29 protein-coding genes are annotated in these 25,425 nt (G+C 45.2%); 15 read left to right on the forward strand and 14 right to left on the reverse strand.

Annotated elements, in window-relative coordinates:
* Positions 1–11: 11 nt before the first annotated feature.
* The 9 genes from R7035_RS19370 to vscN form a co-directional block, all read right to left on the reverse strand.
* Entirely contained in the window at positions 12–722 is a 711-nt protein-coding gene (locus R7035_RS19370; protein WP_213871878.1) for a helix-turn-helix domain-containing protein, read from the reverse strand.
* 102 nt (positions 723–824) lie between these two features.
* Positions 825–1,874, reverse strand: a complete 1,050-nt coding sequence (gene vscU, locus R7035_RS19375; RefSeq protein WP_262652041.1) for a SctU family type III secretion system export apparatus subunit VscU — start codon at positions 1,872–1,874, stop codon at positions 825–827.
* A 15-nt stretch (positions 1,875–1,889) separates the two neighbouring features.
* Positions 1,890–2,675 (reverse strand): type III secretion system export apparatus subunit SctT, encoded by a 786-nt coding sequence (gene sctT / locus R7035_RS19380; protein WP_053307011.1) that lies wholly within the window; start codon positions 2,673–2,675, stop codon positions 1,890–1,892.
* Positions 2,672–2,938, reverse strand: coding sequence for a SctS family type III secretion system export apparatus subunit VscS (vscS, locus tag R7035_RS19385; RefSeq protein ID WP_005377227.1), 267 nt, complete (start codon positions 2,936–2,938; stop codon positions 2,672–2,674). The genes sctT and vscS overlap by 4 nt, the downstream gene beginning before the upstream one ends.
* A gap of 13 nt (positions 2,939–2,951) precedes the next feature.
* The gene (gene vscR / locus R7035_RS19390) at positions 2,952–3,602 is read right to left on the reverse strand and encodes a SctR family type III secretion system export apparatus subunit VscR (protein ID WP_005377232.1); all 651 of its coding nucleotides are present in this window, start codon (positions 3,600–3,602) and stop codon (positions 2,952–2,954) included.
* Positions 3,599–4,567 carry a SctQ family type III secretion system cytoplasmic ring protein VscQ gene (gene vscQ / locus R7035_RS19395; RefSeq protein ID WP_025768125.1) on the reverse strand — a complete coding sequence of 323 codons (969 nt, stop codon included), beginning with the start codon at positions 4,565–4,567 and terminating at the stop codon, positions 3,599–3,601. The genes vscR and vscQ overlap by 4 nt, the downstream gene beginning before the upstream one ends.
* Complete coding sequence (locus tag R7035_RS19400; RefSeq protein ID WP_132937109.1) at positions 4,564–5,769, reverse strand: type III secretion system needle length determinant; 1,206 nt, start codon at positions 5,767–5,769, stop codon at positions 4,564–4,566. The genes vscQ and R7035_RS19400 overlap by 4 nt, the downstream gene beginning before the upstream one ends.
* 9 nt (positions 5,770–5,778) lie before the next feature.
* Positions 5,779–6,240, reverse strand: a complete 462-nt coding sequence (locus R7035_RS19405) for a type III secretion protein (protein ID WP_136976228.1) — start codon at positions 6,238–6,240, stop codon at positions 5,779–5,781.
* Complete coding sequence (gene vscN, locus R7035_RS19410) at positions 6,237–7,559, reverse strand: SctN family type III secretion system ATPase VscN (protein WP_054575030.1); 1,323 nt, start codon at positions 7,557–7,559, stop codon at positions 6,237–6,239. The genes R7035_RS19405 and vscN overlap by 4 nt, the downstream gene beginning before the upstream one ends.
* A 185-nt stretch (positions 7,560–7,744) precedes the next feature.
* On the opposite strand from vscN, the gene sctW reads away from it, so the two are divergent.
* The 13 genes from sctW to R7035_RS19475 all read left to right on the forward strand — a co-directional run bounded on the left by sctW (position 7,745) and on the right by R7035_RS19475 (position 18,584).
* Positions 7,745–8,638 carry a type III secretion system gatekeeper subunit SctW gene (sctW, locus tag R7035_RS19415; protein ID WP_017821331.1) on the forward strand — a complete coding sequence of 298 codons (894 nt, stop codon included), beginning with the start codon at positions 7,745–7,747 and terminating at the stop codon, positions 8,636–8,638.
* Positions 8,619–8,903, forward strand: coding sequence for a TyeA family type III secretion system gatekeeper subunit (locus tag R7035_RS19420; RefSeq protein ID WP_213904979.1), 285 nt, complete (start codon positions 8,619–8,621; stop codon positions 8,901–8,903). Before sctW ends, R7035_RS19420 begins: the two co-directional genes overlap by 20 nt.
* On the forward strand, positions 8,890–9,264 hold the full coding sequence (gene sycN / locus R7035_RS19425) for a type III secretion chaperone SycN (RefSeq protein WP_005377240.1): 375 nt from the start codon (positions 8,890–8,892) through the stop codon (positions 9,262–9,264). Before R7035_RS19420 ends, sycN begins: the two co-directional genes overlap by 14 nt.
* Positions 9,261–9,638 (forward strand): type III secretion system protein VscX, encoded by a 378-nt coding sequence (vscX, locus tag R7035_RS19430; protein ID WP_005377246.1) that lies wholly within the window; start codon positions 9,261–9,263, stop codon positions 9,636–9,638. Before sycN ends, vscX begins: the two co-directional genes overlap by 4 nt.
* 5 nt (positions 9,639–9,643) lie before the next feature.
* Entirely contained in the window at positions 9,644–9,985 is a 342-nt protein-coding gene (vscY, locus tag R7035_RS19435; RefSeq protein WP_005377248.1) for a type III secretion system chaperone VscY, read from the forward strand.
* Positions 9,969–12,095, forward strand: coding sequence for a SctV family type III secretion system export apparatus subunit VcrD (gene vcrD, locus R7035_RS19440; protein ID WP_086013006.1), 2,127 nt, complete (start codon positions 9,969–9,971; stop codon positions 12,093–12,095). Before vscY ends, vcrD begins: the two co-directional genes overlap by 17 nt.
* Complete coding sequence (locus R7035_RS19445; protein WP_053304394.1) at positions 12,095–12,508, forward strand: LcrR family type III secretion system chaperone; 414 nt, start codon at positions 12,095–12,097, stop codon at positions 12,506–12,508. The genes vcrD and R7035_RS19445 overlap by 1 nt, the downstream gene beginning before the upstream one ends.
* A 60-nt stretch (positions 12,509–12,568) precedes the next feature.
* Positions 12,569–12,853 (forward strand): LcrG family type III secretion system chaperone, encoded by a 285-nt coding sequence (locus tag R7035_RS19450; RefSeq protein ID WP_005395092.1) that lies wholly within the window; start codon positions 12,569–12,571, stop codon positions 12,851–12,853.
* 10 nt (positions 12,854–12,863) lie between these two features.
* Positions 12,864–14,687, forward strand: coding sequence for a virulence-associated V antigen (locus R7035_RS19455; RefSeq protein ID WP_136976229.1), 1,824 nt, complete (start codon positions 12,864–12,866; stop codon positions 14,685–14,687).
* A 12-nt stretch (positions 14,688–14,699) separates the two neighbouring features.
* Positions 14,700–15,185, forward strand: a complete 486-nt coding sequence (gene vcrH, locus R7035_RS19460; RefSeq protein ID WP_005377258.1) for a SycD/LcrH family type III secretion system chaperone VcrH — start codon at positions 14,700–14,702, stop codon at positions 15,183–15,185.
* 7 nt (positions 15,186–15,192) lie between these two features.
* A complete protein-coding gene (gene vopB, locus R7035_RS19465) occupies positions 15,193–16,392 on the forward strand; it encodes a type III secretion system translocon subunit VopB (RefSeq protein WP_318146238.1) in 1,200 nt (399 codons plus the stop codon).
* A 10-nt stretch (positions 16,393–16,402) separates the two neighbouring features.
* The gene (gene vopD / locus R7035_RS19470; protein ID WP_130546111.1) at positions 16,403–17,407 is read left to right on the forward strand and encodes a type III secretion system translocon subunit VopD; all 1,005 of its coding nucleotides are present in this window, start codon (positions 16,403–16,405) and stop codon (positions 17,405–17,407) included.
* A gap of 205 nt (positions 17,408–17,612) precedes the next feature.
* The gene (locus R7035_RS19475; protein ID WP_005388171.1) at positions 17,613–18,584 is read left to right on the forward strand and encodes a TAXI family TRAP transporter solute-binding subunit; all 972 of its coding nucleotides are present in this window, start codon (positions 17,613–17,615) and stop codon (positions 18,582–18,584) included.
* A gap of 293 nt (positions 18,585–18,877) precedes the next feature.
* On the opposite strand, the gene R7035_RS19480 is transcribed toward R7035_RS19475, so the two are convergent.
* From R7035_RS19480 to R7035_RS19500, 5 genes are all read right to left on the reverse strand, one after another.
* Positions 18,878–19,648, reverse strand: coding sequence for a sulfite exporter TauE/SafE family protein (locus R7035_RS19480; protein ID WP_005388172.1), 771 nt, complete (start codon positions 19,646–19,648; stop codon positions 18,878–18,880).
* An 81-nt stretch (positions 19,649–19,729) separates the two neighbouring features.
* Positions 19,730–20,245, reverse strand: a complete 516-nt coding sequence (locus R7035_RS19485; RefSeq protein WP_017633773.1) for an adenylate kinase — start codon at positions 20,243–20,245, stop codon at positions 19,730–19,732.
* Positions 20,246–20,524: 279 nt separating this feature from the next.
* Complete coding sequence (locus tag R7035_RS19490; protein ID WP_005388177.1) at positions 20,525–22,051, reverse strand: tripartite tricarboxylate transporter permease; 1,527 nt, start codon at positions 22,049–22,051, stop codon at positions 20,525–20,527.
* A gap of 19 nt (positions 22,052–22,070) precedes the next feature.
* A complete protein-coding gene (locus R7035_RS19495; protein ID WP_054701645.1) occupies positions 22,071–22,565 on the reverse strand; it encodes a tripartite tricarboxylate transporter TctB family protein in 495 nt (164 codons plus the stop codon).
* Between the two features lie 238 nt (positions 22,566–22,803).
* Positions 22,804–23,775: a tripartite tricarboxylate transporter substrate binding protein gene (locus R7035_RS19500; protein WP_005388181.1), complete on the reverse strand. Its 972-nt coding sequence runs from the start codon at positions 23,773–23,775 to the stop codon at positions 22,804–22,806.
* Between the two features lie 266 nt (positions 23,776–24,041).
* Between R7035_RS19500 and R7035_RS19505 the strand changes: the two genes are divergently transcribed.
* Together R7035_RS19505 and R7035_RS19510 are read left to right on the forward strand one after the other, a co-directional pair.
* Positions 24,042–24,440 (forward strand): GFA family protein, encoded by a 399-nt coding sequence (locus R7035_RS19505; protein ID WP_053304399.1) that lies wholly within the window; start codon positions 24,042–24,044, stop codon positions 24,438–24,440.
* Positions 24,441–24,704: 264 nt separating this feature from the next.
* Complete coding sequence (locus R7035_RS19510) at positions 24,705–25,418, forward strand: GntR family transcriptional regulator (protein ID WP_005377279.1); 714 nt, start codon at positions 24,705–24,707, stop codon at positions 25,416–25,418.
* Positions 25,419–25,425: the final 7 nt, after the last annotated feature.

Raw genomic sequence — 25,425 nt, forward strand, 5'->3', positions numbered from 1 at the left:
TATTCTAGTGACTATCGGGAAAACTCTCTAGGAGACATACCAAAATGCATTGAAAACCGTCGACTAAACGCGGAAAGGTCACTATAGCCAACTCGTTCAGCTATCAACTGAACTGGAAGGTCTGTATGAGTCAGTAGTGCTTTGGCTTTTTCCATACGTTGTAGTGTAATGTACTTATGGACGCTCACTTTTAGCTGCTCTTTAAAAAGCTTTTTAAACTGCGTCGGACTCAAGCAAGCGGCATTCGCTAATGAGGCAATGGTGAGTGGCTGATCAAGCTGCTCGGCGATCACAACCTGTACATCTCGAATACGCGAATCTACGGAGCGAGACCGCTTTTGCTGCTCTAGCAACAGATAGAAGGTTGCAACCATTGAGTTTTCAATTTCATCATTAACCTGATACTCAAGTTGCTTTTCGACAAACTGGATAAAGCTCAGTAGAGGCGGGCTAATCGAAAACACAGCCACACTATTATCCATCAAATGAGTGGGCAAAGTGGTCATATCCGCAACAATAAAGCGTGATGACTCTTCGGCATTAAAACCGTGGGCACAACTTTTGGGGATGACTATGCAGTCGCCAACCGCCACCTTTCCGACATAACTATCCATATCAATATGTATGTTGCCCTGGAGAGGAAGCACCAGTTGATGATAATCACTATGAGTATGTCGGCTCATACGTTTCGTGTAGGAGCGAATGCTTAAGTTAGATTTCATAAAAACAACATACAGTTAAAGAATACCACATTATAGCGTTGAAAGTATCGAGGTTGAAAGCTGGGCAGTTGTAAGCCCCGATCTTGAATGGGATGTGGTTTGTTAGTCCGCCTCGGACTCTAACGAGGCCAACCAACGAAGCACTTCCGCAGTTGCTTCAATAAGATCGCTTGGGATGTACTGGTCGACGTTGCCGTCGGCGTATAGTGCACGAGCAAGAGGGACTTTTTGCATCACAGGCACGCCTTCCTCTCTAGCGATTGCGACCATACGTTTGGCTACCGCCTCGGTTTCCATCAAAGTGATGACGGGCAGGGGCGTTTCGCCTTTCTTGTAATAAAGGCCAACCGCGATATGTGTTGGGTTTGTAACTAATACATTAGAACGTTTAACGTTTTCGCGTTGATTGGAGGCTTGTAGCTCTTGGTGCAACTGACGACGTTTGCTTTTTATTTCTGGACTGCCTTCCATCTCTTTGTATTCGCGCTTCACTTCGTCCTTGCTCATTTTGAGCTTTTTCGTGTGATCAAACTTCTGGTACGCAAAATCTGCTGCAGCGATGACGATGAAGCCTACCGAAGAGATAATCATTAATTGTTTAATCATGACGCCAGTAATGGTCGGGACACATTCTAGCCCACAAGTTGGAATTTGCATTAAAGCGTTGATATTACCGCGTAATGTCACCCAGATAATGCAGGAAAGAAGAGAGACTTTAAGGATCGACTTGATAAACTCAATCACACTCTTAAGGGAAAAAATGCGTTTGGCCCCTTCGACGGGATTGATCTTTTTGATGTCGGGTTTAACGGATTCACCACTAAATAGGAACCCGAACTGCCCCATATTGGAAAAGATGGCGACGAGTGCAGCAACCAGAATAATCGGAGCAAGTAGATAGGCAATTTCTTTTGCGATGGCGATAGCGACATCGACTAGCGCATCTTGGAAACCCTGATAAGCAAGCTTACTTGGTAGGAGAATAAGCGCTGAGATGTGCGACATGTAATAATCGGCGAACGCAAACAGTACAATTATGAGCGCCAAAATTAATGCAGACGATACGATTTCTTGGCTTTTGGCAACCTGACCTTTCTGTCGAGCATCGCGTAACTTTTTTGCGGTGGGTTGCTCTGTTTTTTCTGCACTCATAAAGAATCCTAAGCGTTATTGCCAAATGGTATTGAGTTGTTCTGCGAATCGGGTAATGCCGTAAAACTGTACTTCAAAGTGATCCATCATTATTCCGAGATACACGATCAGTAAAACACTCGCGATGGCACTTTTTATTGGCATGGCAAGGAAAAAAACATTCAATTGCGGTGCAAAACGACTGATAAGCGCCAGACCAAACTCAGCAAGAAACATTGCCAACACTAGTGGAGCGGACATCAACACACCAAGCCACATAAGCTGTTCAAATTGCGCGTAGAAGAAGCTAACCCATGCGTCGCTAACGGTTGGGAAAAAGTCCACGATCGGCCAAGATGTATAGCTTTTGAATAACGCATAGATAAAAGTGACAAAGCCCCCGCCAGAGAAGAACAGGGTAATCAACGTTTGGGTCAGTAATACCGCTGTTGGTGTGGATTGTGAGCCTAGCGTTGGGTTAAACATACTTGCCATGGCAGCCCCACGTTGGTTGTCGACCAGAAAACCGGCCGCTTCTATCGCCCAAAAAGGGATAGCAGCAACAAACCCTATCAATAGCCCAATTAATACCTCCTTACCCAAAATCACTATCAGCAAAATGCCGTCGGTTTCTGCAGGCAAGCTTTGCTGATTAATCATCGGAAATATAAACAGCGCGAGTGAGCAAAGTACACCATTTCTCACCATGGTGCCGCCTAGCATTTGCTTGCTCAAAATAGGCAAAAAGATGAAGCATGCCATTAACCGAGGTAACGTCAGGCTGTACAAAAATAAAGCCTGGTGTAAGTCGTGATAACTCATCGTATTTGAGGAATTTTATCCATAGCAAGCGAGGCGAAGGCGTGGAGCTCTGCCCCTAGCCATTGCGTTGTGACGAACAGCGTAATAATGACCGCGATAAGCTTGACCACAAAGCCTAACGTTTGTTCTTGGACCTGAGTTAACGCCTGAATAAGCGACACCAATGTACCAACCAATGCTGCGACTAAAATCGGCGGTAATGACAAGTACAACACTAGGGTTAATGCTTGAGTCGTGAAATGAATGATTTCAGCAGAATGCATACTTTCTCCGTGATTAACCGTAACTCAACACTAAGCCGTGGGTGAGCTTTGTCCAGCCGTCAAGCAAGACAAAAAGCAACAATTTGAAGGGGAGGGAAATCGTCATTGGCGATACCATCATCATCCCCATCGCGAGTAGGATATTCGACACAATTAGGTCAATAGCGATGAACGGTAAGTACAACAGAAAGCCAATTTCAAAAGCGCGAGTAAGCTCGCTGACGGTAAATGCGGGCAGTAAGAGCAATAAGCTGTCCGACTCTAAACGGTCTACGTACTTCTGTGGCCACAATGTGCGTGCAGCATCAGTGAAGAATATGGCTTCGGTTTCCCGAATATGCTTTTTCAAAAATTCTCGATAAGGCTGTAAACCGCTTTCAATGAGGCCTTCTACACTTGCAGAATCTTCAAGGGAGATATCATGCTGCTTTACGTAGTCGTAGGTTTCAAACCCGACGGGAGCCATGATGAAAATTGACAGAATGATAGCCAATCCGTAAAGCGCCATATTCGGCGGAATTTGCTGTACACCGAGAGCGTTACGCAGCAGTGAGAATACAACGGCGAGTTTCACAAATGACGTCGCCATCATGGCGATAAATGGGATCAGTGCCAGCAGTGCTAAGCTGACAATGAGATTGAGCTCGTCGGGTAACTGGATCATGCTGGCTCCTGCGTGCCACCGAACAGCTCCAGTACGCGCACACCTAAATGTTCGTTAACATTAACCAGTTCACACTCACCAATGATTTTGCCGTTGGCACGCAATGTTACCGGCTTAGATACAGGCTGGTTTAGCTCGAATACGTACCCTGGCTGAAGCTGGTTAAGCTGCTCTAGCGTGATGGTTTGATGGCCGATATCAAACGTGAGTTCCACAGGCAGTTGCTGGTGGTCGGTTAACATTTCTGAAGTGTTTACGTCATTCATATTGGTTTCTTTTTCAATAATGTGAAGAGTTTGGTCATCTAGCTGGCAGCGCCAGAGATTCTGGTTAGATACTTGAAAAATGGCTTGTTGCTTGGCGATGTAACCATCGTCAAAGAAGATGACATCTCCCAGCTCGAGCGAATTAAATTCGCTTAACGTCAAATGGGTCCTTCCAAGACTTAACCACACAGGTAAAGCGAGGTGTCGAGCTTGTAGAGCAGCGCTGTTTGGTAGCGCATCCAACAACACGTCTGATCCTTCGCTAACCCACAAACAAAGAGAGCCGTTAGGCTTATTGAGCGTTAACATTAAAGTATGCTCTTGGGCCTGGCTCGCCTCTAACGGCTGTAGTTGACTAAGAATGGGTAACTGACCAAATAGCGCTTTGATTGCCTCACTATGCGGTTCTATCTGTGAGCTCAAAAGTGCTAACTGGAGGGAGTTAGGCAGGGACTCAAACGCAGTAGCATTTAAGGTCGATTTCAGCCAATGTTGGAGCTGCGCACGAGAAAAGTCTACTTGTAGGGTTTGCCCTCCAATCAACGTGGTTAAACGGAACCCTTCAAATGAAGGGATTTGAGCAACAGTAATCGATACGCTCTGACCATCAGTCCCTTGGAAGTGGCACTGTTTTGCACAAAGTTGATTGCTGAGCGCGATACTTTCTGCATCCACTTTGGGTATTATTAACGGTGTCATAGGTCATTCTCCGCTTGCCATTCTTCATACACGCTGCGTTGTTGGCGTGAGTGTTGTTGTTCATGTTGTTGTTGATCGAGCTGTTGAGTTTGTTCGCTGATCGCTAAGCGAAGTGGCTGCTCACCACCGAATCGGTTTAGCCGTTCAGCAAGATCTTGTCTAGCTTGCTGGCTAATAATGGAAAGGGCATGCTCTTGTCGAATCGTCACGCTATACCCTTGAGCGTCCAACTTGATGTGGATTTCGCCACCTTTTAATTGTCCTTCACTTAGAAACAGCCGAACCTCTTTGTTGTCCGATGCGGTTGGCAGAGCAACATAGATTTTATCCACCAATTGCTGGAGTAATTGGTTTACGTCTCGCGTTGGGCTTGGTTGAGCCTGCGAAGCAACACTTTTTAGGATGACATCGCCTTGTGTTACCGCACTTGCAAGGGGTTGAGAAGGCACTTTTTCTTCATCCGTTTTAACGGCGACTAGTGCGCTTTTCGTCACGATTTTTTCAAGAGGCTTGGTTTCAGGCAGGCCACCAGTTTGGTCTGATCGTTTGCCTGTATTCTGTAGCGGCGGAGTTGCACGCTTATTGTGCGTTTTTTCAGTTTGCCTTTTCGTTAAGCCAACAATGTTAATCCCATCTTGAGCGAGCTCTGTCGCTGTCGCATTTTGGGGGAGCAAGCCAGATTCAAGCGTAGAGAGATACTCCGGCGAGGTATGTTTATCCATCGGCGTCGGTTTATCATCTTTCAAATGAGCTTGAAAGTGAGGATCAACACGCTCGGTAGAAGGGGAGCTTAGAACTGTGTCGCCATCGCTTTTTCCATCATGTTTAAGCAATTTATTGTTTTTGCTAATTATTTCTTCGCTATTTGCTGCGTCGTCTTGCGATTTCTCTATATCTCTCTTACTGACGACGTCACTTTGACCTTTTAAAGTGGAGATGTTTTTGTCAGCGTTGGCTTCTTGGTTCGATAGGTTAAGTTTCTTATCTAGACCTTGAGATGTCTTATGCCTTAGCGGTATGTCTTCTTCGCCACTATGATTCTTTTGGGGATTCGCAACGATAGACTCCTTTTCCTTGCTAGGCTTCTTCGTCATTGCATGCTCGAATTGTGATTGAAGCTCGGCCTCCTTCTCGAGAGGCACTTGTTCCGGCGTTGATTTGTGCAGCGTATTCGATGTTTCAGTTGTTGGGGTAATGCGCATAGTGAACCTTTAGATAATGTCGACAGTGCGAAACTCTTCCTGTTCGAGCTCTTCTTGGTATTGCCTTTCTCGCGATTTTTCCGCGACTTCTTGTTGCTGCAACTGAACGAATTTTTCTTTGGTTTTATGGGCTTGTCGCGCCTCTTTTTGCTTTTCTTTAAGTGCCGAGCGTTCGATTTCAAGCGCTTTTTTTGACTCGGCCACACGTTGTTTAAGTTCGGCTTCTCTCTCTCTTAACAACGCGATTTCTTGTCTTAATGTTTCTAGCTCTTTGAGAACGAGTGTTTGTCGTTTTGCTTTAGCAAAACGTCGCTCTTCTTCTTCCTGGCGCCAAACGTGATAGTCCGCGACAGAACGTTCGGCCTTTTGAACCTGTGCTGCGGCGTTTGACACTCGGTATTCTTGACGCTTGACGGCTTTATCCGCACGTTCAGCGCGAATTTTTTTGATTTCTAATAAGCGTTCTATCATTGTTTCGCCATCCCTTTAAGTTGAGCGATAGCGCCATCAAGATCGCTTGGTTCATGAGTGCCTTGGCGTAAAAAGGCGCGTATATCATCACTTTGTGCTATGGCCATATCCGCTCGGCTATCTGCACCATGTTGGTATTCGCCAATTTTGATTAGCAGTTCAACTTCTTCATACTTAGCTAACATTTCGCGAATATGAGCAGCAGACGCCTGATGATCGGATTCAACGATTTGATTCATCACTCGGCTTGCTGACCGAAGTACATCAATCGCAGGGTAGTGGTTCATTGCCGCAAGTTTACGCGAGAGAATAATGTGCCCGTCTAAAATTGAGCGAGTTTCATCCGCGACAGGCTCTGTCATGTCGTCACCTTCCACCAACACGGTGTACAGTGCTGTAATTGATCCTTTGTCTGATTGTCCAGCTCGTTCCATCAGCTTTGGCAAAGCGGCAAAAACGGAAGGCGGATAGCCACGTCGTGTTGGTGGCTCGCCTGCGGCTAGTCCAATCTCCCTCTGTGCGCGGGCGAAACGCGTTACAGAATCCATCAGCAGTAGCACGCGTTTACCTTGGTCACGAAAATATTCTGCGATAGAAGTGGCAACAAAAGCGGCTTTGGCGCGCTCCATTGCTGGGCGATCAGAGGTAGCGACCACTAAAACCGATTTGGCCATTCCTTCTTCGCCTAGGTCATGCTCAATAAACTCGCGCACTTCGCGTCCGCGTTCACCAATTAAGGCGAGAACGGTCACGTCAACTTCTGCGGAGCGAATCAGTTTTGCCAGTAGGGTACTTTTACCCCCGCCAGCCGCTGCAAAAATACCCATGCGCTGACCTTCACCACAGGTCAGTAGCCCATCAATGGATCGAACGCCAAGAGAGATTGGCTTTTCAATTAGTTTACGTTGCATTGGTGGTGGCGCATCGCGATAAACAGGATACCAAGCACTTGGTTCCTGACTCTGCGTACCATCGAAAGGACGTCCAAGCCCGTCAAGCGTTGTACCTAACAGGTGGTCGCCAACACCCACTTCGTGCATTTTGCCCATTGGGCTTACTTCTGTATTTGAGGAAATCCCAAACATATTTCCTAACGGGGTGAGCAAAGCGTGATGCTGCTGGAAGCCAACCACTTCCGCTAACAAAGACAGAGTTTGATCGGGATTGCGCAACTCACACAGTTCACCTACACGAACGCCAGGGACGACAGCTTTGATAATGGTGCCGGTGACTTGTGTAACGCGCCCGCGAATTTGGATCAAACGCGTGTGTTTAATCGCAGATTGTTGGATATCAGTGATGTATGAGAAATCGTTCAAGGTAAAAATATGCGCAATGATTGATGCTGAGAGGATAGAAAGTATAAGAATCAATTTATAGTGAATATCAGTCGGGAGTTTTTAGAAAACTGAAAGCGCACTAAAAAAACACGTCTGATTTTGACAGCTTCAACAAAGCGCACTTTCTATAATTCGCCTGTATTGTGCGGAAGGAGTGCAAGTGAATGAGTATTATCAACAATCATATCGCAACAAATCCAAAGTTTGATGCGTCTATCCAAAACGGGTTGGAATCGTCTCGCCCCGACGTTTCACAAAAAGGCAATTATCGCGGTGAAACCGTCCGTGTTCACAATGCTACACAATCACTTTTTGATGCGATGGAAGAACTCACTTCACTCGGTTCCGAAAAAGCAGAGAAAGATCTGACTAAGCGCAAAGTGAAAGACAGTGGTGTTCGAGTTAATGAAGCACATGAACTCGTTTCGGACTATTTAAGAAAAGTCCCTGATCTTGAAAAGAATCAAAAGATCAAAGATTTGGCTACAAAAATGGCGGGAGGAAATATCTCGACCATCGCGCAATTACAAGCCTACTTGAATGGGTTTTCCGAGGAGAAAAGCCATCAATACCTCGCGCTAAAAGCCGTTAAAAAGTTTTTGAGTGCGAGTCCAGAAAGTAAACACCTACTAGCGCTGATTGACCAAGCACTTCTAAGAATCGAGCAAAACCCAGATACATGGTCTCAAATTGATACGGAAATCCGTGTCTCAAATTTTGCTGATGAATATAGCCAAGAGCAAGAGTTTAGCTCTTTGCATCAGCTGCGCGGCTTCTACCGCGATACCGTTCATAGTTATCAAGGGCTCGGCGCTGCTTATCAAGATGTGGTGGCGCGCTTTGGTGAGCAGGAGGTATCGACCGCTGTTGACTTTATGCTGCAAGGCATGAGTGCAGATCTTAGTGTTCAAGGTAGCAGTATCGATTCGGTTAAGTTGCAGTGGTTGATGTCCGATATGCAAAAACTCAAAACTCTAAATACGTTGCAAGATCGTGTGAGTCAGTTGTTCCAAATGTTTAAACCGGAAAGGACGAATTATGGCTTATCAAGTTTCTAATTTGATGGCTGATGTGATTGCGTTGGTAGAGCTGCGATGGGTAAGCAGTGATGAGATATGGAAAGTCGCCAACGCAATGGAATTGACGGCGGTAGAACAAAAAATCGATTTTTTTCGAGAGTTCCATAAGTTAGTTCGCGCAATCCCAATTGACGTATTCGCCGATGAAGAACAACGACAGAATTTAATCCAAGCGGTACAAAAGGCGCTAGACGAAGCCATTGATATAGAAGAAGAGGAAGCGTGGGAAGATGAGTTGGATTGATGCATCCGTCGATGAATTTTGCCGAGGAATGGGGCTCGATGCCGTCGATTTCTCATCAGCTGGACGGGTGCAGCTGGATTTTGAGCAAAGTGGTACGCTGCATATTGAGCGACAGGGTGAGCAGTTATTCTTGATGTTGTCTCGAGCGTTATCTTGGCATCAAACCAGTGACATTATTCAAAGTGCACTGTGTTTGTGTCATGCCGATCAAGGCTGGCCTTTCGAAATTAAAACCGGCTTGTTAGATGAACAAACTCTGGTTTTTTCAGCAAGGCTAAAAGGAGAAGAAGTAACACTTCCGACCTTAGAGCAAGCGTTTACGCTTTTGGCTCGTCTACATAACGATGTGGCAGGCTCATGACTCGAGTCAGCACTTTAAACGTAGGCATCGAAGCCTTTACGCATGTTACTCATAGTGAAGTTAAGGCCGATTTCCCAGAGCGATTTCAATTGCTTCCTGATGGTCAGGCGGTCGCTACACATTTAGAGAAGCTCTATGATCTCAGGCCTTCAGACCAATATCTCATCGCGTTAACTAAGCCCAAGCTGCTGCACTCAGAGTTGTTGCGTCCAGAAAAATACCGTCAACAATTTGATGAAACGTTAGCTCAGCTGCAAGTTCTTGCACAGGATTCAGGCTCCGCTTCTTTTATCAAAGCATCTGAAACGCTACAAAGTACGCAACTAGATCAGCGTTACCTCACTATGGCGCTCAATCTCCTTATTCAGGTCTAACCAACATGTTGAGATCCAAAGACATTGAACTCTTACTTGTTCACGCTGCGCTACAAGTTCAATACCAAAAGCCAGAGCATGCCATTTCTATTCTCGATGCGGTTCTAGAAATAGAACCGCAGCACAAAGAGGCGATGCAAACACTTGCTGTGGCGTGTTTACAAAGTGGTCGATATACCCGGGCGATTGAGGTGTGTGAGCACTTATTAAAATCCGACCTTCATCCTGACTCGGCAGGACTCTGGTTTTGTTTAAGCCAAGCGCGTTGGAAACAAAATGACGTCGATGGGGCACGCCAAGCGCACCGACGCTATCTGCAATCTTTAAATAGTGAATCACATGAATAAGTTGATCGATATTCTAAACAAAGTAGGGCAACGCAAAGACATCATGCTTGCGGTGATGTTACTCGCGATCGTCTTTATGATGATATTGCCACTTCCTACCGCACTGGTGGATGTACTGATTGGCACCAACATGAGCATTGCGGTGGTGCTGCTTATGTTAGCGATTTACATCACCACGCCACTTGAGTTCTCTGCATTTCCTGCGGTGCTATTGATCACGACATTGTTTCGTCTGTCTTTATCTATCACGACAACCCGCTTGATCTTGCTACAAGGCGATGCTGGTCAAATCGTTTATACATTCGGTAACTTCGTTGTGGGCGGTAACTTAGTGGTCGGTATTGTTGTGTTCCTGATCATTACCATTGTTCAGTTTATGGTGATCACCAAAGGCTCAGAGAGGGTAGCAGAAGTTAGTGCGCGCTTCTCACTCGATGCGATGCCTGGTAAGCAGATGAGTATTGACGGTGACATGCGTGCCGGAGTAATTGACGTACACGAAGCTAGGCACCGACGATCACTGATTGAAAAAGAAAGCCAAATGTATGGCTCGATGGATGGCGCGATGAAGTTCGTTAAAGGCGACTCCATTGCGGGTCTGGTCATCATTGTGGTCAACATCTTAGGTGGCGTCACGATCGGGGTAACGCAAAAAGGCATGAGTGCTTCTGAAGCACTTGAATTGTTTGCGATTTTGACCGTTGGTGATGGTTTGGTATCGCAGATCCCGGCACTCTTTATCGCGATTACCGCCGGTATTATCGTGACGCGTGTTTCTCATGAAGACTCTTCTGATCTTGGATCGGATATTGGTGGGCAGGTGATTGCTCAGCCACGAGCACTTCTTATTGGTGGTGTGCTTTTGGTGCTGTTCGCACTCATCCCTGGGTTTCCAAAAATCACTTTTCTGGTCTTGGCCGCCGTGGTTGGTGGTGGTGGTTTCTTCCTTTTCTATCAACAGAAAAAACAAGCGGAATCAGATAGCACCGACTTATCAAGCTTTGTTTCGCAAGGGGCCGGTTCGCCAGCAGCGAAGCCAAGCAAACCTACGCCTTCTAGAAACAGTAAAGGTAAGTTAGGTGAGCAAGAAGAGTTCGCCATGACAGTCCCGCTGTTGATTGATCTTGACGCGAGCCTTCAGGAAAGCTTGGAAGCGGTCGCATTAAATGAAGAGCTAGCAAGGGTGAGGCGCGCACTATATCTCGACCTCGGCGTGCCTTTCCCGGGTATCCACCTGCGTTTTAACGAGGGGATGCAAAATGGCGAATATTTAATTCAGTTACAAGAAGTTCCGGTTGCACGAGGACGAATTGTAAAAGACCAACTCTTGGTGACAGAAGGGAATGAGCAGATCGACTTATTAGGCGTGCCTTATGAGCAAGATGAAGATTTTCTACCCGGTATTTCTAGCATTTGGGTGGCACAGAGTTATGAGCAAAAACTCGTAGCCAGTCATGTCGGTTTTCTCACACCCGACAGGATTTTAACGTACCACTTGTCTCATGTTCTCAAGGAGTACGCACAAGACTTTATTGGTATTCAGGAGACGCGTTATCTGTTGGAGCAGATGGAAGGCAGTTATTCGGAGCTAGTCAAAGAGGCCCAGCGTATTGTTCCGTTGCAAAAAATGACGGAAATCTTACAACGCTTGGTTTCTGAAGACATTTCTATCCGAAACCTTCGCGTGATCTTGGAAGCGATGGTTGAGTGGGGCCAAAAAGAGAAAGATGTTGTACAGCTGACGGAGTACATTCGTTCCAGCTTAAAACGTTACATTTGCTACAAATACGCGAGCGGACAAAACATGTTGCCCGCTTACTTATTGGATCAAAATCTCGAAGACACAATACGCAGCGGTATTCGTCAAACCTCAGCAGGGAGTTACTTGGCGTTAGATCCGTCAGTAACGCAACAATTTGTCAGTGATGTGAAACAGACCATTGGTGACTTAAGCCGCATGCCGAATAAACCTGTGCTAGTTGTGTCTATGGATGTACGCCGATATGTGCGAAAGCTTATTGAATCGGAATACTACGATCTGCCCGTTTTGTCATTTCAAGAACTAACCCAGCAAATCAATATTCAGCCACTGGGAAGGGTGGGGATGTAATGAAAACAAAACTAATACTCTCGCTGGCGCAAGCGGGGATCGAAGTGACGCCATACTTTTGGCAACAAAGTGAAATTCAACTTGGTTATCGAATTGAAGTTGAGGGCTTAGAGCTCGTTTTTCGGGTGGAGGACGGTGAAATCATCATCGTTCTTCTGAAACGCGTTCGTCCAAAATTGGGGTTGAGTAACCCCTTTGCCGGCTTATTTCTCTTGGCTGAACATGCCATTCAACTTTATCCCTCCGATTGGGTCATTCGCGGCAACGTCGATGTGTTACGTGGTAGCAACATGAGCAGCCAGCGATTGGCACAGTTCTATCTAAAAGCATGCGGTGCAAGCCATGATGAGCTAGACGACTGGTACTGTTTACGCCTAGCAGATTATAGACCTTTGAAAAAGTTGAAAAAGTAAAAACTCACGACTGTTACTGACAGCACCGATGAGATGACCCGCTTTAAGATAGGAATCAAGATGAAGCAACCGTTTACCGATGCGATTGAGAACGCTGAGCTTGCCATTAGAAAAGCTGAAGACAGAACCGATATTTTTAACGAGCTATTGGAAGGCTTAGGTGTTGGTCCTGTTGCGGGTGATGTTTTACTTGGCGGCATAAAAGCACCAGTAGATACCATGAAACGTGCAGAGCAAGAGCTAATAGACGAAGTCCAACGCCGCCGGCAACAACAAAATCAGCTACAAGGTACGTCAGGTAAACGCAGAAAGCGTCCCACAGTGATGCGCGGCATGATGATTTAGAGGTTTGGAAATGACGAATATGAAAACGACTGGCTCTACGACAGGAGCAACAGACACAGCTGCGAGTAGTGCACCATTACCCACTTTCCAACAAAACTTGATAGAGGCATTTACCCCTGTACTGGGTGAAGCAGAGACTCAGCAACTTGCCTCGATAATCTCTTCATTGCCAACTATCTCGGGACAAACGGAATCACAAAGCATCGCGCTTTATGTTGATACGCTTGAAAACCTAAAAGCGAAAAATAACGCGTTTGCTGGTATATCATTGACCGACACCGCATCGGTTTGGATAAAGTCGCTACAAAGTGCTAACTCAGATGGCGAATTAACCGCAGCCGAGTTTAATGCTCAAACAAACCAAACGCTATCAAATCAGTTTCAGGCTTGGTTTAGTAAGTTACTGACGGAAAACGTAGATAGCTCGTTATCTACTGAGTTTGTTAGTCAATTTAATTTGGGGACTCAGAGTAACCAAGCGGAGCAGATCGCCAACCTCTCCGAGACAGGTCTGGCTAACGCCACCAAAGAAATTTCTCTTTTTGTTGCAGAGCTTGCTAATCAAATGGGCGCCCGTGAAGTGAGAGATGCTTCTATTTCTTTTCTTCGCAATGCTTTTAGTAGCTTAGGTTCCGTTAATCTCGCGCAACTGAAGAGCTCGGATTTTCTGTTGACTAAAGAGAGTTTCGCCCTTCAAGTCTCAGCTCAATTAAAAAGTAGTTTTCAAGGCATTGGTATTACTTTAAGCACCGATGACGCAAGTGCGCTAGCTAGCAGAATTACCTGGACTCCAGGTATTTCTAAACAGCAGCTTAAAGAAGCGTTAGATGAAATGGCCGCTCAAGTGAAAGGCCAATATAGTGCAGCTTATGGTGAGGCGACTGGAACGAACAATCTAAAAGCAGCACTTAACACTGTTATTGGTGGAACTGAGCCTTTGACCCTTTCTAGCTTGTTCGCCAACTTCGCGGTGAGTTTAACAAATATAGAAATCGACGACTTTTACCAGGACAGCGCGATAGCCGATGTCCAAAAGACACAAATAACGGCAGCTCAAGTTAATTTGATCAAAGAAAACACCGAACGAGATATCCGATTACAGTTTGAAAAAATAGTAAAAGGTGAATCTACCGGGGCTTCATTTACTGAGCGATACGAGGCATTGCGCAAGAACTTAGGGGCATTGAAAGAGCGTCTACTCAATATCACCGATAAAGAGAAAGCGGATCGCGAGGTGAGAGCAGAGCACTCTCTAACGGCTCGTGATTTGTTGGCCGTTGTTGAGTCCAGCATTGGAGACCGTTTTGATGAGCAAGTGCTGCTTGCACTAAATGAGCGTCGTGTTAACCGTTTAGAGAAACGTAATGACCAGAAAGAGGCATTAGAGGATCTCACAATACAGCTTAAAGTTTTTGGTGTTGTGCAATCAAAAATTCACTCTACGCAAAGTGTTGATGGGGTTTATAAACCGGGATATCCAGAAAGTAACTTCAAAGCGAGTGACTTTAACTACAGTAATCAAACGGATTTTGAAGCTTCACCTGAGTACAAGTATTTGATGGATAATAAGATAACCAACCATCGAGACTTCCTTCAAACACAAGGTATTACTATCGGTGATGGTGCGTCGTACCAAGACGAAGAGAAGTCGAAAAAACTGTCTAATTTTTCTAGTTCTGTCAGTGCTAAATCCAAGTTGCTTAACGATGAAGTGCAAATCAAAACCACTGAGCTGAACGACACCAGTTCTCAATACAACTCGACCGTTGAAGCGATGAACAAGTTTGTTCAGAAGTACCACAGTATTTTACAAGAAATCCTACGAGCCATTTAAGGATAACCAACCATGACTAAAACAAACGCGACCGATCCATCTCAAATGCAAGCAGAAGAACTGCTGTCTTTTTTGGAAGAGGGAGGCACGCTAAAAATGTTGCACGATGTGTCTCAGGACACCATCGAACATATTTATGCCGTAGGTTACAACTTTTTCCAATCGGGAAAGATTGAGCAAGCAGCGAAAGTATTTCAATTACTCAGCATGCTTGATCATTATCAGGCGCGATTTTTCATTGGCCTTGGCGCGGCTCGTCAGGAGTTGGGTGAGTATCTGCAGGCAATAGACGCCTACAGCTACGCAGCGCTAGTGGACGTAAATGATCCACGCCCACCTTTTCACTCTGCTGAATGTCACCTGAAACTGGAACAACTGACAGAAGCAGAGAGTGGGTTTTATAGCGCGAAGGAGATGTCTGCCGGAAAATCACAATATGCAGATTTGCATGAGCGTGCAGGCATCATGTTAGAAGCGGTGAGAAATAAAAAGGAGTAATTAGACTATGAGTTCTATTGCACTTGACCGCATCCAGACACAGGTTTATAGCCCTGAATCTGGCCAAGCCACGTTAGATAACGTGCAGAAAACGGCGTCTACAGCGACGCCTTCTGTGACGGTAGAAAACGTGAAGAGTAAAGATGCAGATGTACTGAACACCGGAAAAGTAAAAGTTCAGTTAGATGCACCTAACACAGCTGTTAGTGACAAAGTGAATGATTTGACGCTAAAAGCCATGGCACAGCTGCAAAAGATCGTCGATACCATTGCAAAATCTCTCCATGCAGTTGCAGACCAAACAGGTTCGATTGCCGTCAAAATCATCGCAGGATCTGCTGATGATTTTGAAGTAGAGCTTGCTGCTATCACGGATAAACTGAAAAGTGCTCAAAACGAGCTGAAAATTCAGGAAGTGAAGGTCGCAAAAGCTAAGCACGAAAAAGAGATGGTGGAAAACCAAGACAAAATCAAAGAATCGGAAGCCGCTGCAAAAGAAGCCCAAAAATCAGGCTTAGCAGCGAAGATCTTTGGTTGGATCAGTGCGGTGGTTTCTATTGTTGTTGGTGCCGTAATGGTGGCAACGGGTGTTGGTGCAGCAGCCGGTGCACTTATGATCGCTGGTGGCGTCATGGGAGCAGTGAGCATGGCGTTGCAAGAGCCAGCCGTTCAAGATGCGCTAAAAGAAGCGGGCGTAAATGTCGATGTGTTAAACAAAGTCGTAATGGCATTAGAAATCGCCGTCGCGGTTATCGGAGCTGTTGTGACGTTTGGTGGTGCAGCAGCTGGTGGTATCGCGAAACTTGCAGCGAAAGGTGCTGGTAAGGTAGCTCAAAAGGTCACGGAAATCGCTACGAAAGCCGCTGCAAACATGGCGAAAGTGGCGGATATGGGCACAAAAGCTGCGACAACAACAGCGAAAGCGATTCGTTATGGCGCAGAAACCGTTGATCTCGCCGTCAACGTGGGTAAAGGCGCAACGGACAGTGTCCACGCTGCTAACAATGCTCACGTGACAGAGATTCAGGCTGATATCACAGACCTTCGAGCCAAAATGACGTTAAGCCAGGCTGTCATTGATAAGCTCAAAGAAGAGATTGGTAAGTTGATGGAAGACTTCCAAGAGCTGATGAGCCTCATCATGCAAATGATTCAAGCGAAAAGTGAAACTATGCAAACGGTGTTAAGCCGTCCTGCAACGGTATAAGGAGTTTATTATGCTAGATAAAGTAGGCGGAACGGGTCGTGGTGAACTATACGGTTTAGGCGATACCATTAAAACCAACAAAGCAGAAAAAGCGCCGGAAACAAAGCTTGAAGCGGGCGCCGTTAAAAGCCAAAGTGAGTCAGGTGTTTCTGGTGCAGCACGCTACCAGTTAGAGACACCTAAAGCTCCTACAGTGAGTAATCAAGCTCAAGTTGTTACAAACCTAATGAGCGCTCTTGCACCGACGGTGAGCTCATTAATGAGCACAACGATGAAAGCGCTTAACGGTGAGGAGGTGATCAAGTCACCATCAGATGCGGTATCACAATCGTTGACGCTATTAACATTGTTGTATCAAGTATCAAAGCTGAGCCGTGAGCAGCAAGTGCTACAACGTGAAATTGCTGTTGAAGCAAACGTCGCGAGTTTAGAAAGCCAAGCGGCAGAACTAAACAACTCGGCAAGCGCGATGATCGCGATGGCAGTCGTTTCGGGTGTACTAGCGGGTGCTACCGCAATTATTGGTGCCCTTGGTTCTTTCAAAGCAGGGAAAGAAATCAAGAATGAAATGGCGAGCAATAATGTACTTAAAACGCAAAAAGCTGGCTTCGATCAAGCAGAAGAGTTATTAAATAACAATAGCTTGTCTAAAACGCAGCAAGATCAGGTTAAGCGTGCGCACTCACTAGCGAAAGACAATATCGCAGACACGACAGCGCAGCTGACAAGTGGTGGCCGTAAGTTCGATAAGTTGATGAGCTCAAACCAAGCGAAGAACGCGATTCTTCAAGCTTTGGGTCAGATGGCAAACTCAGCATCGAATGTAGAGCAAACCAAAGCGCAAGCGCGCAGCAAAGATGATGAAGTACAAGCGACTCGCGCACAAGCAGCCAAACAGAAAGCCGATGAAAACATTGGTTTCCAAGAAGGCTTATTGAAAGAGCTACGTGACTTGTTCCGATCTATCTCAGATAGCCAGAACCAAGCGTGGCGAGCATCAGTCCCAACGGTGTAACCATCCGTTTCACTAACTACAAAGCGTTGTTTATACAACGCTTTTTTTATGGCATTCAAGTCTAAATGTTATTTATCAGTAGGTTAAGTTGATAAAAAAGTATATATCTATAAATCAACCTCCAAGGATGAGAACTCAAACGTTATCAAATTGTTAACGATTGCTATACTTAAACGGTCATTAACACAAGTAAAAGGGATGTTCAATGTTTAAGTTTAAGCAAATCGCACTTGCGGCTTCTTTGGCTGCACTCACAACAGGCTTTTCTGCGTCTGCGGAGGAAACGTTTGTCACGATTGGTACCGGTGGCGTAACAGGGGTTTATTATCCGACTGGTGGCGCTATTTGTCGCTTGGTTAACAAATCGCGAGAAGATCACGGTATCCGTTGTTCGGTAGAAAGTACTGGGGGATCGATTTATAACATCAACACTATTCGTGCTGGTGAATTGGACCTCGGTATCGCGCAATCAGACTGGCAGTATCATGCTTACAAAGGAACCAGTAAGTTTGAAGAAAGCGGGCCTTTTAAAGAGCTACGCGCCGTATTCTCCGTTCATCCAGAACCGTTTACTGTCGTTGCACGTAAAGACGCGAACATCAAAACTTTTGATGATTTGAAAGGTAAGCGCGTTAACATTGGTAATCCTGGTTCTGGTCAGCGAGGTACTATGGAAGTGCTAATGAACCAGTATGGTTGGAGTAACGACGACTTTAAGCTTGTCTCTGAGTTAAAAGCAGCAGAGCAATCAAAAGCACTTTGTGATAACAAAATTGATGCGATGATTTATACCGTTGGTCACCCAAGTGGAGCGATTAAAGAAGCCACTACGTCGTGTGATAGCAATATCGTAACGGTAGCTGGACCTAATGTAGAAAAACTGGTTGCAGACAACAGCTTCTATCGTGTCGCAAATGTCCCGGGTGGTATGTATCGTGGCACAGATAGTGATGTTCAAACCTTTGGTGTGGGCGCGACGTTTGTTTCTTCTACTGCGGTACCAGAAGATGTGGTTTATAACGTGGTTAAAGCGGTATTTGAAAACTTCGATGATTTCCGCCGTCTCCACCCAGCGTTTGCAAACTTGAAGAAAGAGGAAATGGTAAAAGACGGTTTATCTGCGCCTCTTCACCCAGGTGCGCTCAAATACTACAAAGAAGTAGGGCTGATTAAGTAAGCGTTGCTTTCGCTTATTATTGATGTAAAACGCCATCTTTCTCGATCAATGCCACTCGTTTAACTGCGAGTGGCATATTTCTATCTCTCGTCATCCTGTACAGCGACGAAGGAGCGTGATACAGGATCTTCCATCCGAGCACTTTGTGATCAAAATGGTTTCATTAGCCGCTCAGTGTAGTGCTATTAGATTCCTAACCTCGCTGGAGTGACACAAAAAATCGTTAAGCTATCTGCATTAATCTTTCGCGCTGGTGTTTTTGTAGGATTGTTATCCACTTGTACAAGTTTTGCTTAAACATAAACATCAATGAAAAAGTAGATAGTGATGAGAATAGAAGAAAGAGCAACAAACCCTTTAACATGATTGGGATTCAGTTGACGAGAGACACGAGCTGCAAGATACCCACCTACCAACGTACCGACCAAAACAACACTACCTGTGTGCCAGTCAATGGAGCCATTGGCAACAAAAATCACGATAGCAATGAGTGAAACACACGTAGATACGAGCAATTTCAAACCGTTCATTAAATTAATGTCTTGGTGGCCCGCTACTACCAGATAGCTCAGAACAATAACCCCTAAACCTGCGTTGAAAAAACCACCGTAAGCAGAGACACCAACAAGTAATAAACCCAACGCGATTGCTCCGAGTATGCCAGCATGTTTGTGCTCTTTCGCGACAGTTTTGATTAGCATTGTTAAACGAGAACCGGTGAGAAAAAGCACGGTGGCAAATAAGAGTAACCAAGGGATAGCTTCCATAAATAGCGATTCTGGCGTGTTGAGCAACAGATATGCTCCGACAGCGCCGCCGACTAAACTGAATGAGACTGTGAACAGCAGTTCATGCTTGTTCTTCATGATCTCTTCTCTGAACCCGACGGCTCCGCTAATGTAACCCGCACATGAAGCATACGTGTTTGTTGCGTTAGCCATAATAGGAGGAACACCTACTGCCAATAGAGCCGGAAAAGTAATAAAGCTTCCGCCTCCCGCTATGGAGTTAATGATCCCACCAATTACGCCAGCAACGAATAAAAGTGCTAGTTCTAAAAGCATAAGCAATCCTTGTTATGTTCTTTTTCATTGTTAGAGCTTCAGATGATCTAACCCACATGCTCTAACGTTCTGATATGAGGTTTACTTTACCCGCTCTAAAACAAAATTGTTCAGTTCTGTAACGTTTTTGATGACATGAACGGCTTTAGTTTGAGAGTACCCCTCGAGGCGAGACATAAAGTCATCATTCCAGAATGCAGGGCATTGCTGAAGAACTTTGTAGCTTTGTAACGTTCCTTTAAGTACCGAACTACCATCAGGCCATCCTTCAGGTTTAATGAATAGTCCTTTAAGGAGACGTTTCGTCACAAACCAATAGCTTACTGAGTATGGTAGATCAATATAAATGAGAGTATCGGCTGCATCTAAACGAGCGTTGAAAGAGCTGATCGGTCCAAGGCCATCTATAATCCAACGATCTGAGCTTAGTATATTGCTATGAGCTTCATCAAAAACGCTACGCTCAACGGGATCACCGTTTGGTTTATAGACTATTGAATCTAATTGATGAAGAGGAAGACCGGTAGCCGACGCGATTACTTTACTTACCGTCGATTTTCCACTGCCGGGTTTACCAAAAACTGCTATTTTTTGCATTGTGACCGCCTCCAAGAGAGCTTTTCCCATACGGTAGAGACAGAAAACCCACCGCTATGGGTGGGTTCGATAAATACTGAGCGCATCAAAAAATCCCACCATTCCTATGGAATGATGATAATTCGTTGGTTAAGTTGCGCTAAGTGTGTGTTCATACAATCACCTTCATATAACGACAGTGATTTGTCAATACCATCTGTACAACAAGTGAACGATTTGGAAGGGGGAAGATAAAGCCATCACGATGGATGGCTTTATCTAGGTTGAAAGAGACAGCGATTACTGCTCAACGCTGACTGGCTGTGCTTTAAACTTTTGAATCAGCTTTACGATTAGTGGACTTGCCAATACCAATACAGCTAAAACAGTAAAGGTAAGGGTAATAGGACGCTCCCATAGGAAACTCAGTTCTCCATCTGAAATCATTAATGCGCGGCGTAAGTTCTCTTCCATTAATCCTCCAAGGATGAAGCCCAGCAATAAAGGTGCGAGCGGGAAGTTAGCGAGCCGAAGTGCAATGGCAGCCATAGCCACAATCAGCATCACGAACACATCCATAGTGTTAAAAGAGACCAAATAAACCCCGGTGATTGAGAAGAATAAAATCATCGGTAGAAGCACCGTTCTTGGAACCGCCAAAAGCTTTGAAATGTACGGAATCAACGGTAAGTTCAGGATCACAAGTACGATGTTGCCGAAGTACATGGAAATGATCACTGACCAGAACACATCTGGGTGTTCAACAAACAGGCGAGGGCCAGGTTGAATACCATAAGCGATCAGAGCGCCGAGCATTATTGCTGTTGTACCAGAACCCGGAATACCAAGCGTTAGCAGTGGAACAAATGAACCACTAGACGCTGCGTTGTTTGCTGACTCTGGCGCAACCAAGCCACGGATACTGCCTTTACCGAACTCATCCTTTTTCTCTTTAGGTGCGAGGTTGCGCTCCATACCATAGCTTAAAAAAGCAGCAATGGTTGCCCCTGCGCCAGGAAGAACGCCAGTGAAGAAACCTAATATTGAAGAGCGAATTGAAACAGGCGCAACATCTTTGATTTCTTCCTTGGTCACTTTCATTGAGCCAATGTTGCTCAGCTTTTCTTGTTCTTCATCGCTGGTGTCTTTTGATGGTTTAAGAATGCCCATCAATGTTTCACCCAGTGCGAATGTCGCCATTGCAAGCAACAAGAAGCTAAAGCCATCCATTAAATCCGTTAAACCGAAGGTAAAGCGTTCAACGCCTACGCCTTTATCGATACCAACTGTAGATAGCATCAAACCAAGAATGGTCATCATCCACGCTTTGATTACCTGACCTTTCCCCGCAAAAGCCGCGACTGCTGATAACCCAAGTAGCATCAACGCAAAATAGTCCGACGATTGGAAGCTAAGGGAGACGCTAGCCAATGCTGGTGCGGCAACAAGCAACATAATGGCAGATAGCGTACCGCCAGTGAAAGATGAATAAGCTGCCAAAGCTAATGCTTTACCTGCCTGGCCTTTTTGAGCCATTGGGTAGCCGTCGAATGCTGTGACCACGGTTGAAGAACAACCCGGCGCGTTAATTAAAATCGACGATGTAGAACCACCAAATACCGCACCGTAATAAACACCCGCCATTAAAATAAGGCCAGAGGAGGGCTCTAGGCCATAAGTAATTGGGATCATCAAAGCAATGGCTGAGATCGGCCCAAGTCCAGGTAACATGCCGATAAATGTACCGACGAAGCAACCAACGATCACCATCATAATGTTCATTGGCATTACTGCGGTGGATAAACCTTGTAGAATTCCATCTAACATAATTCAGTCCTTTCTTTGACTACCAGATGGTGAAAATCAAACCCGGTTCGAGATAGATGTCCAAACCTTGAGTGAGTAATAAGTAGAACGCGATCACGAATGGAAACGACGCGCCAAACAGAACGGGTTTACGTCTTTCCCCGAGCAGATAAAAGCCAGCCAATAAAAAGAAGGCAGTAGCTATCACAAAACCTAAGTAAGTCAGGCCCACGCCGTAGAGCGCCATTAAAATTAAAAAGGCAATCAGTAACTTCCAATTGAAGGTCAGCACTGCGCCACTTTGTTTATCTGGTTGTCCTGTCACCAGCAATAGCAAAGAAAGGCCGACACCAACGTAAGTCAAGATGGTTGGCAGAGTACGTGCGGTGAATGGTTCATACTCATCACCTGGAAACAATGGAATCTGCGAGGTTTGATAACCGTAGCAAAGACAGAAGAGTAGAAAGATCATTGCGCCGACACGGTCACGACAGAGCAAATATTCTTTGGTGAAAAAGTTGGTTGAACGAGACATATTCAACTCCTAACAAAAGTAAAAAAGACCGCATATGGACGTCAATGAATAAACTAAACCATTAACAATTAAGCATTTCGCTGCTAGTCGAGCCGCTTTGGGTATATAAACAAAGGAGTGTGCATGCCGATTGTCGACAATGTCCATATGCGGTGAAACTTAGAGTGCAAATACAATGGGGAAATACCAACCTACGTTATTCATTGAGGTTGGTATCTGAGGGACCCCAATTCGATTGTTACTTCAGGAAGCCTAACTCGCGCATTAAGTCACCCATCTGTTGCTCTTGATCTTCAAGAAACGCGAAGAATGCTTTATCCGCTTTATAGTTGTCGATCCAACCATTGCGGTCTCGAACGACTTGCCATTCGTCGGTGTTATACATTTTAGTAAATGCGGCATTCCATTCATCTAGCTTTTCTTGGCTTGTGCCTGGTGCTGCAAAGAATCCACGCCAGTTAGCAAAGACAGTTTCATTACCATATTCGGTGAGAGTTGGAATGTTAGGCGCAGCTTCTAAACGTTTTGGTGCTGTAATCGCTAACACTTTCACTTGCCCAGACTTAGACATTTCGAGTACTTCACCTAACCCTGTAGAGAGCAGTTGTGTTTCGCCTGAAAGTAGGGCAGCCATGGCTTTTCCACCTGCATCATAGGCAATGTAACGAACTTTGCGCGCATCAAAACCTTCACCTTTGAAAGCCGCTGCTATAACCAAATGATCCATAGAACCACGAGCAGAGCCACCAGCAACCTTCACTTTACGAGGGTTTTCTTTAAAAGCTTTAACGACATCTTCCCAAGAGCTGTAAGGAGAATCGGCTGATGTAACAATGGCGCCATAATCGGCAACCGTTGCGGCAACAGGAGTCAAGTCGCGGAAAGATTGTGGGAAGATCCCACTGAGCGAGCGAACGACGATCGGTGTTGAGTTCACCATGAGTGTATCTTCTTGACGATCAGCCGTTTCAATCAAATGTGCGATTGCTTTGCCACCGCCACCACCAGATAGGTTTTGAAATGATACGGTTTCAACGATGTCCGACTTTATTAATACATCACCAGTACCTCGGGCGGTCATGTCCCAACCGCCACCGGCACCTCCAGGGATAAGAAAGTGCATTTTTTCAATATCTGCAGCAAGAGCGTTGAATGAAAATGAAGCTGCGATGATTGAAGCGGCGAGCGTTGGTTTGAGTACCTTTAACATGTTCACGTTCCTTATGTTAGCGACTCTATTTAGTTGAGCCTTATTGTTTTTGCTCAGTTGTCATGCCTTGTAAGCGTTAAAGCTGAACTTGGTGTAAAGGTTAATTAAGTGTTAAAGATCTGTCTGTAAAAGAGATATAAAGAGAATATTGAGCATTTCGGTTATTTTGTTCATAAAGTTCACGGCGAGAAGTTGGTGTTAGGTCACGCGGCTTTACGCTTTGGTAGGCCATAATAAAATGACGGAAAATGAACGAGGAAAAGAGAATGAAAGGGACGTGTTTGTGCGGCGCAATTGAAGTCATCGCTGAGGTTAAAAATGAGGTTAGCCTGTGCCATTGCTCTATGTGTCGAAAATGGTCGAGTGGCGCACTTCATGCGGTGCATTGTGGGCCTAACGTGACGTTTAAAGGTGGCGAACCTAAACGTTATCAGTCGTCAGACTGGGCGGTGAGAGGTTTTTGTGGCGAATGCGGCACAAACCTTTTCTATCATTTGTTGCCGACAGGTGAGTACATTCTTTCCGCTGGTTTGTTCGATAACCCAGATTTCAAACTCACTTTAGAGATTTTTACCGATGAAAAGCCAGCTTATTATGACCTCAATTCCGCTTCACAAAAGATGACTTCGCAACAAGTCTTTGATCAATTTGTACCTAAAGAATAGTTTTTTATCCGATTATTGTTCGACAGCTGAGCTTTTAGTTTTTAGATCATAAGCTTAAAGGTTTATAAGTTGTCGACAATGTGAACTCACCATTCTTTATTTCTGCTAAAAACGGCACTTAATAGGCATTTTAGGCCAATTTAAATTACGACCTTAGTCTAAATTGTCGACAATTTACTTGATTGTCGACACTTTGATCGACTACTTTATATTCAGGTTAAGAAATTGTAGACATTTCGATGTCGGTAACAAGAGTATCTGAATATGAACTCTGAGTTGAAAGCTCGTTATAAAGTGCTGGGTTCTGAGAAAGAACACACCAAATCCGAAACGCTGACCGAAACACTCATTGAAGTCATTGTTAATGGCGACGTGAAGCCTGGCCATAAGATATCAGAGCCTGAGCTAGCAAAGAAATATCAAGTCAGTCGTGGGCCTTTGCGTGAAGCATTGATGCGCTTAGAGGGGCTAGGGCTCATCGAGCGAATTCCTCATGTTGGGGCTAGAGTGACCACTTTTTCTCCGGAAAAGCTGATAGAACTTTATGCCGTTCGAGAAGCATTGGAAGGCATGGCGGCAAGGTTAGCTGCGCGACACATTACGCAAGAAGAGCTCTTAAGCTTGGAAATGCTATTGTCGACACATTCCAAGCATATAGACCAAATGGAAGGCGCGTCTTACTTCCATCAACATGGTGACTTTGATTTTCACTATCGCATCATCCAAGCCAGCAGAAACAGTAAGTTAATATCTCTGCTGTGTGATGAACTCTATCACTTATTACGGATGTATCGTTACCAGTCGCCACGTGCGCAATCTCGCCCGAATGAGGCGCTCACCGAACACAAATTCATTTTGGAAGCCATTCGCAATCGCGATGAAGAGCTTGCAGAAATGTTGATGAGAAGACACATATCAGGAAGTCGAAAGCTCATCCAATCTCAAATTATACATACAGAAAGTTTAGACAAAGACTAGAAGGAAT

Source organism: Vibrio sp. 1731, assembly GCF_033339955.1.
In the GTDB taxonomy this organism is placed as follows: Bacteria; Pseudomonadota; Gammaproteobacteria; order Enterobacterales; family Vibrionaceae; genus Vibrio; species Vibrio alginolyticus.

Coding starts and splice junctions, on each gene's coding strand:
- R7035_RS19370 (WP_213871878.1), bottom strand. CDS start 722: ATGAAATCTAACTTAAGCATTCGCTCCTACACGAAACGTATGAGCCGA.
- vscU (WP_262652041.1), bottom strand. CDS start 1,874: ATGAGTGCAGAAAAAACAGAGCAACCCACCGCAAAAAAGTTACGCGAT.
- sctT (WP_053307011.1), bottom strand. CDS start 2,675: ATGAGTTATCACGACTTACACCAGGCTTTATTTTTGTACAGCCTGACG.
- vscS (WP_005377227.1), bottom strand. CDS start 2,938: ATGCATTCTGCTGAAATCATTCATTTCACGACTCAAGCATTAACCCTA.
- vscR (WP_005377232.1), bottom strand. CDS start 3,602: ATGATCCAGTTACCCGACGAGCTCAATCTCATTGTCAGCTTAGCACTG.
- vscQ (WP_025768125.1), bottom strand. CDS start 4,567: ATGACACCGTTAATAATACCCAAAGTGGATGCAGAAAGTATCGCGCTC.
- R7035_RS19400 (WP_132937109.1), bottom strand. CDS start 5,769: ATGCGCATTACCCCAACAACTGAAACATCGAATACGCTGCACAAATCA.
- R7035_RS19405 (WP_136976228.1), bottom strand. CDS start 6,240: ATGATAGAACGCTTATTAGAAATCAAAAAAATTCGCGCTGAACGTGCG.
- sctW (WP_017821331.1), top strand. CDS start 7,745: ATGAGTATTATCAACAATCATATCGCAACAAATCCAAAGTTTGATGCG.
- R7035_RS19420 (WP_213904979.1), top strand. CDS start 8,619: ATGGCTTATCAAGTTTCTAATTTGATGGCTGATGTGATTGCGTTGGTA.
- sycN (WP_005377240.1), top strand. CDS start 8,890: ATGAGTTGGATTGATGCATCCGTCGATGAATTTTGCCGAGGAATGGGG.
- vscX (WP_005377246.1), top strand. CDS start 9,261: ATGACTCGAGTCAGCACTTTAAACGTAGGCATCGAAGCCTTTACGCAT.
- vscY (WP_005377248.1), top strand. CDS start 9,644: ATGTTGAGATCCAAAGACATTGAACTCTTACTTGTTCACGCTGCGCTA.
- R7035_RS19445 (WP_053304394.1), top strand. CDS start 12,095: ATGAAAACAAAACTAATACTCTCGCTGGCGCAAGCGGGGATCGAAGTG.
- R7035_RS19450 (WP_005395092.1), top strand. CDS start 12,569: ATGAAGCAACCGTTTACCGATGCGATTGAGAACGCTGAGCTTGCCATT.
- R7035_RS19455 (WP_136976229.1), top strand. CDS start 12,864: ATGACGAATATGAAAACGACTGGCTCTACGACAGGAGCAACAGACACA.
- vcrH (WP_005377258.1), top strand. CDS start 14,700: ATGACTAAAACAAACGCGACCGATCCATCTCAAATGCAAGCAGAAGAA.
- vopB (WP_318146238.1), top strand. CDS start 15,193: ATGAGTTCTATTGCACTTGACCGCATCCAGACACAGGTTTATAGCCCT.
- vopD (WP_130546111.1), top strand. CDS start 16,403: ATGCTAGATAAAGTAGGCGGAACGGGTCGTGGTGAACTATACGGTTTA.
- R7035_RS19475 (WP_005388171.1), top strand. CDS start 17,613: ATGTTTAAGTTTAAGCAAATCGCACTTGCGGCTTCTTTGGCTGCACTC.
- R7035_RS19480 (WP_005388172.1), bottom strand. CDS start 19,648: ATGCTTTTAGAACTAGCACTTTTATTCGTTGCTGGCGTAATTGGTGGG.
- R7035_RS19485 (WP_017633773.1), bottom strand. CDS start 20,245: ATGCAAAAAATAGCAGTTTTTGGTAAACCCGGCAGTGGAAAATCGACG.
- R7035_RS19490 (WP_005388177.1), bottom strand. CDS start 22,051: ATGTTAGATGGAATTCTACAAGGTTTATCCACCGCAGTAATGCCAATG.
- R7035_RS19495 (WP_054701645.1), bottom strand. CDS start 22,565: ATGTCTCGTTCAACCAACTTTTTCACCAAAGAATATTTGCTCTGTCGT.
- R7035_RS19500 (WP_005388181.1), bottom strand. CDS start 23,775: ATGTTAAAGGTACTCAAACCAACGCTCGCCGCTTCAATCATCGCAGCT.
- R7035_RS19505 (WP_053304399.1), top strand. CDS start 24,042: ATGAAAGGGACGTGTTTGTGCGGCGCAATTGAAGTCATCGCTGAGGTT.
- R7035_RS19510 (WP_005377279.1), top strand. CDS start 24,705: ATGAACTCTGAGTTGAAAGCTCGTTATAAAGTGCTGGGTTCTGAGAAA.